Origin of the sequence: Thermodesulfovibrio sp., from assembly GCF_049969575.1 — a bacterium.
Lineage (GTDB): Bacteria > Nitrospirota > Thermodesulfovibrionia > Thermodesulfovibrionales > Thermodesulfovibrionaceae > Thermodesulfovibrio > Thermodesulfovibrio obliviosus.
Genome location: NZ_JBMFOO010000028.1, coordinates 1 through 13,581 on the forward strand (window position 1 = coordinate 1; position 13,581 = coordinate 13,581).

At 34.9% G+C, this 13,581-nt stretch carries 12 protein-coding genes; 4 read left to right on the plus strand and 8 right to left on the minus strand.

All coding sequences use genetic code 11. The features are described from left to right. The 4 genes from infB to ACP5O9_RS07210 all read left to right on the plus strand — a co-directional run. Nucleotides 1-1,907, plus strand: a 1,907-nt coding sequence (gene infB / locus ACP5O9_RS07195; RefSeq protein WP_428723725.1) for a translation initiation factor IF-2, incomplete at its 5' end; no start/stop codon positions are given. Nucleotide 1,908: 1 nt separating this feature from the next. After that, nucleotides 1,909-2,265, plus strand: coding sequence for a 30S ribosome-binding factor RbfA (gene rbfA / locus ACP5O9_RS07200; RefSeq protein ID WP_353686336.1), 357 nt, complete (start codon nt 1,909-1,911; stop codon nt 2,263-2,265). After that, nucleotides 2,262-3,287: a DHH family phosphoesterase gene (locus ACP5O9_RS07205; RefSeq protein ID WP_424905133.1), complete on the plus strand. Its 1,026-nt coding sequence runs from the start codon at nt 2,262-2,264 to the stop codon at nt 3,285-3,287. Before rbfA ends, ACP5O9_RS07205 begins: the two co-directional genes overlap by 4 nt. A gap of 15 nt (nt 3,288-3,302) precedes the next feature. Continuing rightward, on the plus strand, nt 3,303-4,082 hold the full coding sequence (locus ACP5O9_RS07210) for a ParA family protein (RefSeq protein WP_424905134.1): 780 nt from the start codon (nt 3,303-3,305) through the stop codon (nt 4,080-4,082). Here the strand turns inward: ACP5O9_RS07210 and uvrC are convergent. The 8 genes from uvrC to ACP5O9_RS07250 are packed head-to-tail and all read right to left on the minus strand — an operon-like array spanning nt 4,075 to nt 13,578. Continuing rightward, nucleotides 4,075-5,838, minus strand: a complete 1,764-nt coding sequence (gene uvrC / locus ACP5O9_RS07215; protein WP_428723726.1) for an excinuclease ABC subunit UvrC — start codon at nt 5,836-5,838, stop codon at nt 4,075-4,077. The two genes, ACP5O9_RS07210 and uvrC, sit on opposite strands and share 8 nt — an antisense overlap. Nucleotides 5,839-5,851: 13 nt before the next feature. Further along, a complete protein-coding gene (locus ACP5O9_RS07220) occupies nt 5,852-7,927 on the minus strand; it encodes a CHASE2 domain-containing protein (RefSeq protein WP_428723727.1) in 2,076 nt (691 codons plus the stop codon). Further along, nucleotides 7,917-8,960 carry a FecR domain-containing protein gene (locus ACP5O9_RS07225; RefSeq protein ID WP_353686341.1) on the minus strand — a complete coding sequence of 348 codons (1,044 nt, stop codon included), beginning with the start codon at nt 8,958-8,960 and terminating at the stop codon, nt 7,917-7,919. Before ACP5O9_RS07225 ends, ACP5O9_RS07220 begins: the two co-directional genes overlap by 11 nt. Before the next feature lie 16 nt (nt 8,961-8,976). After that, nucleotides 8,977-9,780: a tetratricopeptide repeat protein gene (locus ACP5O9_RS07230; protein WP_353686342.1), complete on the minus strand. Its 804-nt coding sequence runs from the start codon at nt 9,778-9,780 to the stop codon at nt 8,977-8,979. Next, nucleotides 9,770-10,660, minus strand: coding sequence for an MlaD family protein (locus ACP5O9_RS07235; protein ID WP_428723728.1), 891 nt, complete (start codon nt 10,658-10,660; stop codon nt 9,770-9,772). The genes ACP5O9_RS07230 and ACP5O9_RS07235 overlap by 11 nt, the downstream gene beginning before the upstream one ends. Next, nucleotides 10,647-11,276, minus strand: coding sequence for an ATP-binding cassette domain-containing protein (locus tag ACP5O9_RS07240; RefSeq protein ID WP_424905138.1), 630 nt, complete (start codon nt 11,274-11,276; stop codon nt 10,647-10,649). The genes ACP5O9_RS07235 and ACP5O9_RS07240 overlap by 14 nt, the downstream gene beginning before the upstream one ends. Beyond that, on the minus strand, nt 11,273-11,944 hold the full coding sequence (locus ACP5O9_RS07245) for an ABC transporter permease (protein WP_353686345.1): 672 nt from the start codon (nt 11,942-11,944) through the stop codon (nt 11,273-11,275). The genes ACP5O9_RS07240 and ACP5O9_RS07245 overlap by 4 nt, the downstream gene beginning before the upstream one ends. Next, nucleotides 11,944-13,578, minus strand: a complete 1,635-nt coding sequence (locus ACP5O9_RS07250) for a transglutaminase-like domain-containing protein (protein WP_428723729.1) — start codon at nt 13,576-13,578, stop codon at nt 11,944-11,946. The genes ACP5O9_RS07245 and ACP5O9_RS07250 overlap by 1 nt, the downstream gene beginning before the upstream one ends. Nucleotides 13,579-13,581: the final 3 nt, after the last annotated feature.

The window sequence follows — 13,581 nt, forward strand, 5'->3', positions numbered from 1 at the left end:
AAATTGAAAAAATAAAACCAAAACCTGTAATAAACAGAATACCTCCCAAAAAATTAGAACCAAAAAAGTGGCTTGACATAAAAGAGCAAAAAAAAGTTAAAAACAAATTTAAAAAGGAAGAGTCTGTTCAGGTCCCATCAACTGCTCCGAGAAAAAAGTCTATTAAGATAGAAGAAGGCACAACAGTTAAAGAATTTGCAGAGCTTATCGGTCAAAAAGTCTCTGATGTTATAAAAAAATTCATGGAACTCGGTTACATGCCAACAATTAATCAGCCTGTTGACTTAGATGCAGCCCAGCTCATAGCAGAAAGCTTTGGAGTGAAAGTAGAGCTTGCTCAGGCTGAAGAAATTGATGTAATACAGGAGCAAGAGGATGCTCCAGAGCTACTTCAACCAAGACCTCCTATTGTAACTGTTATGGGGCATGTTGATCACGGTAAAACTTCACTGCTTGATGCAATAAGAAAAACAAAGGTAACAGAACAGGAAGCAGGAGGAATCACTCAGCACATAGGTGCTTATAAGGTTAGTCTTGCAGGCAAAGATATTACATTTCTTGATACCCCTGGACATGAGGCATTTACAGCTCTTAGAGCAAGAGGAGCAAAAGTTACTGATATTGTTGTTCTTGTTGTTGCTGCTGATGATGGAGTAATGCCACAGACAATTGAAGCAATAAATCATGCTAAAGCAGCTGGTGTTCCAATTGTAGTTGCAGTAAACAAAATAGACAAGCCAGAGGCAAATCCTCAGAGAGTAAGAACCCAGCTCAGTGAACATGGAGTTATTCCAGAAGAATGGGGTGGTCAGAATATATTCGTTGATATTTCAGCAAAAAAAAGAATAGGTATAGAAAATTTACTGGAAATGATACTCCTTCAAGCAGAAATAATGGAACTTAAAGCAAATCCAAATAAGCCTGCAAGAGGAACAATAATTGAATCCAGACTTGACAAAGGTCGCGGTCCTGTGGCAACAGTGATTGTTCAAAACGGGACTTTAAGGGTTGGAGATGCTTTTGTTGCAGGAACAACTTATGGAAAAGTAAGAGCATTAATTGATGATACAGGTAAAAGAGTTAATGAAGCTCCACCATCAACTCCTGTTGAAGTAGTAGGGTTTGAAGAAGTACCTCAGGCAGGAGACAGTTTCATAGTTGTGGAAGATGAAAAGATTGCTCGTCAGATAGCCAATGCAAGAGCACAGAAGAAAAGACTTGCCGAGATGCAAAAAGCTCAAAAACTGACACTGCAGGATTTGTATGAGAAAATTAAAGAAGGAGAAGTTAAGGAGCTCAATTTAATAATAAAGGGTGATGTCCAGGGTTCAGTGGAAGCATTGAAAAAAGCAGTTGAGGAGATAAGTCATCCTGATATTAAAGTCAGGGTTATACATACAGCTGTTGGCGGTATAACAGAATCTGATGTTAATCTTGCAGCCACTGCCAATGCAATAATAATAGGATTTAATGTTCGTCCAGAAACAAAAGCTCAAGAACTGGCTGACCAGCTTGGTGTTGACATTAAGCTTTATAGCATTATTTACGAAGTAATTGATGATGTAAAGAAAGCTTTGCAGGGAATGCTTGAACCAGAAATTAAAGAAAGAGTTCTGGGTAGGGCAGAGGTAAGAGCAGTATTTAAAATTTCAAAAGTTGGGACAGTAGCAGGTTGTTATGTTTTAAATGGAGTAATCTCAAGAGCAAGTGATGGAATAAGAGTAATAAGAGACAATATAGTGGTCTATGAAGGCAGAATAAGTTCTTTAAAAAGATTTAAAGAGGATGTAAGAGAAGTTCAAGCTGGTTATGAATGTGGCTTAACAATAGAAAACTTTAATGATATTAAAGAAGGCGATATTCTTGAAAATTATGTTCTTGAAAAAATTCCTGTAAAAGGTATTTAAAATGCATCCATATAAAAGGTCTCAAAGACTTGGAGTTCTCTTAAAAGAAGAGGTTGCTCAGATAATTTTACATAAAATAAAAGATCCCAGACTTGGTTTTGTCACAGTAACTGATGTGAAACTTTCAGATGACCTCAGACAGGCGCGAGTTTTTATCTCTGTGCTTAACTCAGAGGAAAGAGAGCTTTCACTTCAGATTTTAAATGAAGCAAAGGGATTTATAAGAAGTGAGATAGCCAGAAGACTCAGAATAAAGATAATACCCACTTTTGAATTTGTTTTTGATGAATCTATAGAGCGCGGATTTAGAATTGATCAACTTTTAAAAGAAATTAAAAAGGCTCCGGAGGAGGTTTGAAACCACCGAAAGATTTAATTAATGCAATCCAGAAGAATAACTCTTTTTTGATACTTACCCATACAACGCCTGATGGAGATGCCTTTGGTTCAGCAATTGCTTTAAAGTTTTTACTTGAACAGCTTGGCAAAAAAGCAGAAGTTTATGCAGAACCAGCCCCTCAGCAGTATCAGTTTCTTCCAGGAATTGAACTAATTAAAAACATTGAAAATTTTCAAGCCTCAAGCCTTAAGCCTGTTTTAATTCTTGTTGACTGCAATACTGTTGCCAGAATAAGCTATAAAAAAGAAATTATTGAAACCATTCAAGCTTCAGCTTTTAACACTAAGTTGATTATTGACCATCACATTGAAATTAACAAAACAGTTGATCTATCCAGTATAAAGTGGATTGAACCAGAGGCTGCAGCCACAGGCATAATGATTTATTATCTCATAAAAACACTCAATGGCAAAATAACTCCTCAAATTGCCACAGCTCTTTATACAGCAATAATTGTGGATACCGGTAATTTCCAGTTTGACAATACCACTGAAGAGGTTTTACAGGTGGCATCAGAGTTAGTAAGATGTGGAGCTAAACCTTCATATATTTATCAACAGAGTTTTGAATCGTGGAGTGAAAATAGATTTAAACTTTTTACAAAAATGCTGAATACAGTTGAAATAATACCTCCAATTGCAATAGGTTTTATAAGTAAAGAGGATTTTGAAGAAACTGAAACTTCTGAGGCAGATACTGAGAGATTTGTAGAGTTTTTGAGAATTTTGAAAGATGTCAATGTCTCAGTGCTTTTTAGAGAGGTTGAAAAAGACTTCATTAAAGTAAGCCTTCGTTCAAAGGGTGATGTTGATGTTAGCAGGATTGCGACAGAATTTGGTGGTGGTGGTCACAAAAATGCAGCCGGATTTAGAATTAAAACATCCTTTGAAGAAGCACGGAGGAGACTTATAGAAAAATTAAAAGCCTGCAATGATACATTGTTCAAAATTGTTCAAGATTGTTCAAATGTTCAAGAGTAGTTTAAAATTGTCCAAATGGGGAAAATAATAGCAATAGCCAGTCAGAAAGGTGGTGTTGGCAAAACAACAACAGCTATTAATCTTTCAGCTTCTCTGGCAGTAAAAGGTAAAAAAGTTCTTGTAATAGATTCAGATCCTCAGGCAAGTCTTACCTTTGGTTTGGGAATGAGAAAAAATGGAGAAAAAATTAAAGGACTATACGAACTTTACGCAGACAAAGCAACACTCAAGGAAGTTTTAATTCAGCCATTTGAAAATCTTTATGTAATTCCTTCAAGAATTGATCTATTCATGGCAGAACTTGAGATATTTGAAACTGAAGAGAGAGAAAAAAAACTGAAGTGTTTGCTTAAGTCCTGTAAAGAAGAATTTGATTATATTTTCATTGATTGCCCTCCCTCCTTTTCATTTCTTGCGCTTTGTGCCCTTGTTGCCTCAGACTCTGTAATAATACCTGTTCAATGTGAGCAGTTTGCTTTGGAGGCTTTGAGAGTATTTATCAAACTTTTATGGAGAATAAAAGGGAATTTTAATGAATCGCTTGAACTTGAAGGGATTCTGCTTACAATGTTTAGCAAGCATCTTACTTTAAGCAGAACCACTGCAGAGGATATAAAAAAAGTTTTTCGTTCAAAAACTTTTGAAACCTGTATACCAAGAAACATTGCCCTTGCTGAGGCCTCCATGAATGGATTGCCTGCTATTTTTTATGCTCCAGAAGCTCAGGGAAGTATTGCTTACAGGGAACTTGCAGAAGAAATCCTTCAGAAAGAAAAAGATAAACATCTCAATTAAGTGCTTCAATAACTTTTTGAGCAACTGTCAGGTTAAATCCTGGTAAAGATGCTATTTCCTCTAAGGATGCAGTCTTTATTTTTTCAATGCTGCCAAAATGTCTGAGCAGTGTAAGCCTTCTTTTTTTACCAATTCCTGGGATTTTTTCAAGAACTGACTGAAAAGTGGCTTTCTTTCTGAGCTTTTTATGATAGGATATGGCAAATCTGTGAGCCTCATTTCTTATTTTTTTTAGTAAAAGTGAAGAGGATTTTTTATCTTCAAGAAGTATCTCCTTTCCATCAGGAAAAACAAGCCTGTCAGGTTCCTTTGCAATTGCAAAACATGGTAGCTCCTCTTTCAACTCATTTATAACTTTCAATGCAGTATTTAAGTGTCCTAAACCACCATCAATAAGAATTAAATCTGGTTTTGGAACTCCTTCATCTGTGTCAAACTTTCTTACAACTCTTAAGACAATCTCCTTCATGGCTGAATAATCATCAATTCCCCGGGGTTCCTTTATTTTTAAATGTCTGTAAAAATTTTTGCTAAAGTTTCCGTCTTCCCAGTAAATGAAACTTCCCACAGAATGAGCTCCAAAAAGAGTTGATACATCAAAGGCACCAATTTTGGAAGGAGTTTCTATAAGATTAAGTCTCTGTTTAAGCTCTTCAAGTGTAGTCTCTACTGGTGAAAGCTTTGATTCTATATGAATTTTTGCATTATTTAATGCCATATCAAGAAGTGCTCTTTCTTCTTCAGAAGAAGGAGTTTTGAGCTCAACAGGAGCACCTCTTTGAACTTTTAGCCATTCCTTTATTTCATCAAGACTTTCCGGTAATTTTTTCATCATAATCGTTGAAGGAATCAGTAAATCCTTTGAATAGAGAGCCTCAACTACTGAGCTGATGAGCTCTCCTTCATTTTCATAAAAAGCCTTTTTAACTATCCAGTCTTTTGAGCCAATAAGCAAGCCATTCCTTACAAATAAAACATTGACGGATATTTTTGAATTTTTCATATAAAGCCCTATAACATCCATGTCTTCAATAGCTTGAGAGACCACTCTCTGTTGAGAAAATATCCTTTCAAGTCTTCTAATCTGATCTCTAACAACAGCAGCTTCTTCAAATTTAAGTTCCTGAGCAAGTTTTTGCATCTTTTCATACAATCTATCAAGTAACTCAGTTTTTTTACCCTTTAAAAATAAAACAACCTCTTCAACTCCTTTCATGTAATCTTCTTTTTTTATTAAACCAGCACATGGAGCAGGACATCTTTTCATCTGATATTGAACACAAGGACGAATAGGTTTGTTTAAATTGTATTTGCAGGTTCTTATTGGAAAATTTCTTCTTATAAATGATAAAGCTTCCCACATTGATTGAGCAGGAACATAAGGACCAAAATATAAATTACCGTCTCTCTTTGGCTTCCGAACAACGTCTATTCTTGGCCAGTCTTCAGTAATTGTTATTCTTAGGTATGGATAATTTTTATCATCTCTTAATAAAACATTGTAAGGTGGTTTATACTCTTTTATAAGGTTTGCTTCAAGAACAAGGGCTTCATACTCATTTGATGTAACAATGTAGGAGAAGTCCTTTACAAACTGAACCATTTTTTTCTTTCTTTCGTCAAGTTCACTGCTTTGAAAGTAACTCTTGAGCCTGTTTTTAAGATTTTTTGCCTTTCCAACATAAAGAACCTTTTCAGAGGCATCCTTAAAAATATAAACTCCTGGCAAAGAAGGTACTGTGGTTAAATCAATCATAATAATTATTGTATTACTTTTCTCTGGCAGTGTAAACTTTATCCCAGTCTGATGCAGGAGGATTCTGAAGATAGTGCTTGCATCTTTCTTCATAAACAACAGAAGCTTTATCATTAAATTTTTCTTTAATATAGCTAAATATTTCCATCGCTTCTTTAAACCTGCAATTTCTGTAAAGATTTAAAGCTTTTTCAAAATCTTTTATGGCAGGCTCAAAAGCAGTGTTTTCCACAACTTCATATATCTTTACAGGTTCCTTTTTACCTTTAACCCTTATCAGATCAAGTTCTCTTGTAATAAACTTTTCTTTCTGTTTTAAAGCATTGAAAGTGCTTTCACTTATTATTATTCTTGTTCCATAAAATTTATTTAATCCTTCAAGCCTTGATGCTAAATTTACTGGATCTCCAATGGCAGTGTAATCAAATCTCATATCTGTGCCCATATTTCCTATTACTGCCTCTCCTGTGTTTATTCCTATTCCAATGTCTATCTCAGGAAAACCAATTTTTTTAAACTTTTCATTTAAAGCTTTAAGTTCCTGTATCATCTCTAATGCTGAAAGCACAGCCTGCTGTGCATGTTGAGGAAGTTCAACCGGCGCGTTATATATTGCCATTATGGCATCACCAATATATTTATCAAGCATCCCTCTGTGTTTAAGAACAATCTTTGTCATTGGGTCAAGATAACTATTAAGAAACATTACGAGTTTTTCAGGTTCAAGTTGCTCTGAAAGTGTAGTAAAACCTCTTATATCTGAAAAAAGCACAGTTATTGTTCTTTTTTCTCCGCCAAGCTTTAATGCATAAGGATTTTTCATTATTATGTTAACAAGTTCGGGTGAAACATAGCTTGAGAAGGCTTTTTTAAGAAACCTGCTTTTTTTCTCAATTATTAAATTTCTGTATGCCTCTGAAAGCACATAACACAAAGAAAGAGCAGCAAAAGGATAAATTAACGAGAGATTTAAAAAGTAATTTTTGAATATAAAAAGATTGACAAGATATGTTAAAAACGAAAAAGCCATAAAGATGCTGAGTGAAAGAAAAGTTCTTGATACTCTGGTAAAAATAAAGCTTAACAAAATTGCAGGCACTGTGATAAATAAAATATCAATCAGTGTAACCCATGCATTGTATATCAAATACTGCTTTTTAAGGATATTTGATACAGCGGTTGCAGATATTTCAACTCCAGGCATAACAGGATCCACTGGAGTACTACGAATGTCAGCGATGCCTATTTCTGTGGCACCAATAAAAATTATTGAGTCCTCAGGAATCTGCACCTTCCCATCCATAACATCAACTGCTGACAATGTTTTAAATGTGCCAGCCTTTCCATAATAGTTAAGCGTAAGACTGCCAGATTCATTAACAGGCACGGTTTCATATCCAATTTTTATGCTTTTTATTCCATATTGAGCTAATTCAACAATGATTGGCGCATCTTTAAATTGAGAGACTGCTTTAAGTGCAAGATGGGGATAAAGCTCTCCATTGTAAAGAGCGAGCAGATTTATTTGTCTGTAAACTCCATCATTGTCGGAGAAAATATTGAAAAAACCCCCCTGAGCTTTTATTGAGGGAATGTTAAGCTCTGCATAGGAAAATTCTCGGACTGGCAAGGTTTTTACATCTTCCTCTGTTTTGATTATTTTTATTCTTGATTGTCTAAGATTTTCATAAGATACGGGATTGATATATGTTTCATCATCTCTGAAATAATATCCCACAATCGCATTTTTATTTACTGCGTCAGAGAGAATTCTGTCAGACTGAGGACTGGAGACTTCGGAAAAAACAATATCAAGGGCAATGACTTTTGCTTTTTTAAGATTTTCTATTAATTTTGCGATTATTTTTCTGTCCCAGGGCCATCTTCCAAGTCTGTCAATGCTTTTTGAATCTATGGCAACAATTAAAACTCTTTTATCAGGCTCCAGATTTCTCCTGAGACGGAATCTTACATCTTTAAGTTTCAGGTCAAGTGATGTTAAAAAATCAATCTTTAAAATGTATAAAAAAGAAACAATGAAAGCTGAAACAAAGCCAATGCACAGAAAAATCAAAAGTTTACTTTTCATATTCAAGGAGTTTCAAAATTGTCTCTATATTTGTCAAATATTTTCCATCAGGATACTCCTTTTTATACTGAAGAAGCCTTTGTTTTGCCTGCTTTTTAAACCCCATTTCATAAAGAGTAATTCCAGCAAGATAAAGTGCTGTTTCAGCCTGAGAAAGCTCTGGATACTCCTCAAGCACAAGCAGATATTCAGCCAGTGTAGCTTCATGATTTTTTAAAAATCTTGAATAAACAGCTCCTCTTTCAAGCCTTGCATCTGCTCTTATTCCTGAATTATCACTCAGGTCAAGAGCTATCTGAAATACATAAAGTGCTTCTTCATATTTCCCGGCATCGACAAGATAATGCCCATAATTTATATTCCATCTTGCAATTATATTTGGCAATTCACCTGAAATCTCCCATTCTTTCGGTGCAGTTGCTCCTGTAATCTGTGAAAGTCCTATCTTTGCATCATAAAGAAGTGTGCCTTTTTCTACTTTTACAGGCTCTGTAGGAGTAAGTCCTCTTGTATTTTCAATCATTGTATCAGGTTGGAGAGGTTTTTCAACTGTATCATATCCTGAGATGTATGCTGTATCTTCATTGCCGAAAAATACATTAGCCTGTCCTTTTGCAAGCATCATAAATTCTGTTCCTTTTATTCCTGCCACTGCTGTGGGAGTCTTAACCCTGAAGTTTGTTGTCTGTCCTGCAAGTTTTACAACGGTTGCTCTTATTTTACCCTGAGTTACATAAAAAACCCCGCTTTTTCTGCCTCTTTCAAGCAAATACTCTGAAATCTCAAGTTCCGTGTTATCAGAAAGAGTAAACTTACTTCCATCGCTGAGTTTTAAACTTACCCAGCTTTTTGGCTCTGTTTTTATCCAGGAACCAGAGTTTAACAATAGCCCTGCTTTTGCTTTTTTATAGGGAATACCTGAGTGCTCTCTGTAAAGAACATTTCCTTCAATTTTTTCAATCTCTCCAATTGCTCCATAGGCAATTGCTGATAAATAAAATATTGATAAAATAACAAAAATTACTGCTTTCATAACTACCTCCTGTTTTTTACTCAACATCATCTTTGTTAAGTCCTTTCCAGATTTCGTGGGCTTTCATAAAATATTCTTTTGCTTTTTCCCGGTCACCAATTTTTTCATAAAAAATGGCAAGAGTTTGCATATCAAGAGCTATTTTTTTCGGAATTGCCAGTTCTCTGTCAATTTCCAGTGCTCTAAGAAGATAGCTTTCTGCTCTTTTTTTGTCCCTATCTGAATAAACAATGCCAAGAAGTCTTAATGAATTTGCCGCTTCAATTCTGCTTATTTTCTGGTTAATTTCAATTGCTTCATTGAGTAATTTTTCAGCTTCATCATTTTTATTTTGCTTTATCTTAACTCTTGCAAGAAGATTTAATGATTTTATCCTTATGATGGGGAACTTTGAAAAAATGAGTTTTCTTAAGAGCTCTTCCGCATCCTCATTGACAATAAAGCCTATTCTTGCCCTTTCAAAATCAAGCTCTTCAATGGTATCCTCGGGTAAAGATGCTTTCCTGGAAAGCTCTATTGCTGTGTCAATAAATTTTTTAGCCTCCTTTATCTGGTCCTCTGATGTATAAAGCCTTGACAGACTTATTAAAATTATGACAGTGGCATTGTCATCCTGAATTAAACGGGATTTTTTTAAAGCCTCTGTGTAAAGATGTTTTGCTCTTTCATTTTGTCCTCTTTCAAAGGCTTTATTTGCCTGTAGAATCAAATTATTCAACTCTGTTATCCTGTAAGGTTGCTCAATAGGTGCTTTATAGCATCCCTGAATGATGAAAAAGAATAAAAGAATTACTCCTGAACTTTTCAATCTATTTTTCATAGGTATCTGCCTCTACAGGCTTTATTTCCTGTCTTTTAATTCCTTCTCTTATGGGCCATAGCCCTTTTATGCTCTGAAGTATATCATCAATGTCCTGCATGCTTTTTTTTGCCTTTTCAACCATTATGGGTAAGTCCTCCTTTGTTACTCCTCTAATTGCTGTTGCTGTTTCATTAAGTTCTTGAGAAAGTTTTTGAAGAGATTTTATAAGATCAGTAAGTTCCTGTATTGTTTTTTCTGATTTATCAGCTATTTCAGGTGTTTTCCTGTTAAGCTCTCTAACAAGCCTGTTAATTTGCTCTGTGGTCTCTATTAAATTTTTGGATATTTTCTCAATATTTTCAATGCTTTTTTTGATGTTACCCTGTGGTTCATTGATATAGTTTATTGTTTCCTTTATACCCTGAAGAATCTCGGAAATCTCTCCCTTGAGTTCTCCTGCAATCTCTTCAATCCCAGCCTGCTTGAAAAACTTTATTGATTGACCTGGCTTTAGAGGCTTTCCGTCTCCAGGCAAAATTTCAATGTAAGACTCACCAATAAATCCCTCCTTGGCAAAAATTGCCACTGTGCCTTCCTTGAACCATTTAGCATGATTTTTTTCTATGGAAAGGACTACTTTTACAAACCCATTATCCTGAAGTTGCATATCTTTAACTCTTCCAATTTTGAATCCTGATACTTTAACAGGCATGCCATTGTAAAGTCCTGTTGCCTTTGTTGTCATAAAGTAGAAGTTTTCTGTCTTTATAAATACTTCTGTCTTTTTTGCAACGAAAAAAAGTAGGATGCTCATTCCTGTGAGAGCTATTGCAATAAATAGAAAAACTTTACTTTTGAGAAAAACAAATCTTGGATCTGTCTGATTAATTTTCTGCATATTTAATTAAATCTGCCTTTTCAATTAATAAACTTTCTCTTTCTGAATCAAGAATGTAAAGCAGTGTGTTACTACCTGCCAATTCCTGTATTTTCTCAATAAGCCACTTTTTCTTTGATTCTTCAAGTCCATAAAGGGGATATTCCAAGATAATGATTTCAGGATTCATTAAAACTGCCCTTGCAATTCCTATGATCCTTTTTTCAAAATTTGTAAGCTCTGCAACACTGCTCATTGGTTCTTTTTTAAACTCAAGTTTTCTAAGTAATTCAATCCCTTTTTTAATAATTTTTTCCTCATCATCCAATTTATGATAAAGAGCAGGAAGTATTAAATTTTCCCATGCCTTTAAATTACTTATGAGTCCTCCTGTTTTGAAAACAATTCCTGTTTTTTTTCTTAATTTAAAAAGGTTATCCCTTGTTGTTTCTTTCAGGTTCTTTCCCATGAATATGATTTCTCCTTTTTCAGGATTTTTAATACCTGTAATGATTTTTAAAAACTCATTTCCTTGCTCTTCCTTTTCAAAAATAAAAACAGTTTTTGAACCTTTTTCAATCTCAAAGTTCATTTCTTTTTTAATAAATTCACCAGTTACATCAATAGCTTTTATCATTCAATAATTTTCGCAATAAAGTCTATTATAACATCAAGCAGAAACAATGAAAAAAGACTTCCAGCAACAGCTTTTGTTGCTCTCTGGGGCACTTCAGTGGGACTTTTCATAACAGAAAGCCCATGCCACATACAAATTAGAGCAATAGCAAACCCGAAAACAAAAGACTTTGTAAAAGATATAACGACTTCTTTAAAGGAAAACTTTGATACAATAGCATCTCCGTAATCTGAAAAAGAAACTCCACTTATAAGAGTTGCCAGAAAAATGCCCCCAAACAAGGCTGTAAGCTGAAAATATAAAGAAAGAACAATAGCAGAACATATCATCCCATACAGTCTTGATTTTATTAAATAAACTTCAGGCTTTATTCCCATTGCTTCAAGATACTCAATTTCTCTGCCAAGTTTCATTGTTGCAAGCTCTGTAGCAATTGCAGAACCACTTCTTGCAAGAATTATAAGTCCTGTAAAAAAGGGACCAATTTCTCTAAGAACAAGCCATAAAAGTATCTTACCAATCACATTGCTTGAGCCTACACCTGCTATTGAGGCTGTTTGAAGAACTATAACAAAGCCTATTAACAATCCTGAGATTGTTACTGCAGGAACTGCCTGAATTCCTGTGAAGTATATCTGTCGTAAAAGAACTTCTCTAACAGGTGACATCACTGTCTTTTTGCCCTCACTTTGAATACAAAGTCATAGTTTAAAATATCTTCCCATCGGTATCCTTTAAGAGTTGAACGGGTATCATCAGCATCTCCGTAGGGATTTCCCGGGATGAAAAACCAATTCATAATCACATCTCCAGAATGCCTTAGCACTATCCAGTATCTGCCTTTTTCTATCCTTACCTTATCGGGGAAGGTAAAATCAATCCAGTAATAACCTGGTTTTTTCTGAATGCTTTCAAGAAATACAGGATTTGATCTCACACCTTTAAGTCCGGGCTTACTGTTTTCGTCATATACAAGATCAACATACACAGTTCCATCACCACCGAATTTTCTCATTGCAAGTGAAATTTTTTCAATCTCTAATGGTTCATCAACTTTGAATGCCTGCGCATAGATATATTTTGATGTAACATACTCTGCTGTTTCCTTATCAAGTATTTTCATTGCTTTGTCTCCTGAAATCTGATATAGTTCAACGAGATTTGGGAAATCCATATTCCCGAATTCAAATACTTTTTCTTTTGGCAGTGATGGAGGTGGTGGAGGAGGTGGTGGTGCAGGCTGTAATTCTGTTTCCTTTTTAACTATCATTTTATTACTTAAAAGATAAGATTTGGGATAATTCTCTGAAGCTTTAGGTGCTATGTGAATTTTATCAAAAAGAAACTTTGCCTGAACTGTTTCACTGTATGCTGGTAAGTATGGAGAAGCTCTCCATGTATCATTGACTTCATCTGATTCAAGAGCGTGGGTTTGTTTTATGTGTCTTGTTGATGTAAATTGTTTTGACTGTTGAGGGTCATAACTTAGCCATCCAAGATCACTAAAGTAAATTTCAATCCATGCATGTCCTCCCTGCCCCATGCTTTGAACAAGAAAGCTTTTACCAAGAGGAATTTTCCACGACTCTTTTAAAGATATGCCACCAACTACTCTTGCAGGAATTCCAGATGCTCTTAGCAGTGCTACTGCAAGATGGGCAAAGTTCTGACAGTTTCCTTTGCCTGTTTTCAATGTCCATAAAGCATCAAAATGGGGAGGATTATATGTATATTTTACATTGTCAGCAACCCAGTTAAGTATTCTTGTTACAGCTTCATATTCTGTTGTTGCTTTATCTGTAAGTGCACGGCTAAGTTTTATAATTTCAGGATTTTCTGATTGCACCAATGCTGTAGATTTTAGAAAAAGTCTCTCTGACTCTGGAATATTTTTTAAAGGAAACTCTGCATGAGAATTCTCTGCTTTTATTTCAGATCCAACAAAGACTTCAAATCTTACTGTTACTGTTACAGATTTATAGAGATTTCTCCAGCTTGCAATACCCCAATGATTTCCATATCTATCAATTTCCTTTTCAAATTTTTCTGGCTCTGGCTCAATTTTTATATCAAGACTTTGAATTCTCTGAGACACGAACTTATTTGTGAAATCTTTTGGAAGGGCAAATCTAAAACTCAAGCTTTCAAGAGGCTTTGTTACTTCAAAACGCATTTGCTGGATTAGTTGGATTTTGCTTTGAAGAGAACCTTCAAGAATAAGGGTTTTTGAAAAAGCATTATATGCATTGACAAGGAAGCTTACAAAAATTATTAAAGTTATCAATATCTTAAATTTTTTCATCTA

Coding starts and splice junctions, on each gene's coding strand:
- ACP5O9_RS07225 (WP_353686341.1), bottom strand. CDS start 8,960: ATGAAAGCAGTAATTTTTGTTATTTTATCAATATTTTATTTATCAGCA.
- ACP5O9_RS07235 (WP_428723728.1), bottom strand. CDS start 10,660: ATGCAGAAAATTAATCAGACAGATCCAAGATTTGTTTTTCTCAAAAGT.
- rbfA (WP_353686336.1), top strand. CDS start 1,909: ATGCATCCATATAAAAGGTCTCAAAGACTTGGAGTTCTCTTAAAAGAA.
- ACP5O9_RS07250 (WP_428723729.1), bottom strand. CDS start 13,578: ATGAAAAAATTTAAGATATTGATAACTTTAATAATTTTTGTAAGCTTC.
- ACP5O9_RS07240 (WP_424905138.1), bottom strand. CDS start 11,276: ATGATAAAAGCTATTGATGTAACTGGTGAATTTATTAAAAAAGAAATG.
- ACP5O9_RS07210 (WP_424905134.1), top strand. CDS start 3,303: ATGGGGAAAATAATAGCAATAGCCAGTCAGAAAGGTGGTGTTGGCAAA.
- ACP5O9_RS07220 (WP_428723727.1), bottom strand. CDS start 7,927: ATGAAAAGTAAACTTTTGATTTTTCTGTGCATTGGCTTTGTTTCAGCT.
- ACP5O9_RS07230 (WP_353686342.1), bottom strand. CDS start 9,780: ATGAAAAATAGATTGAAAAGTTCAGGAGTAATTCTTTTATTCTTTTTC.
- uvrC (WP_428723726.1), bottom strand. CDS start 5,838: ATGATTGATTTAACCACAGTACCTTCTTTGCCAGGAGTTTATATTTTT.
- ACP5O9_RS07245 (WP_353686345.1), bottom strand. CDS start 11,944: ATGTCACCTGTTAGAGAAGTTCTTTTACGACAGATATACTTCACAGGA.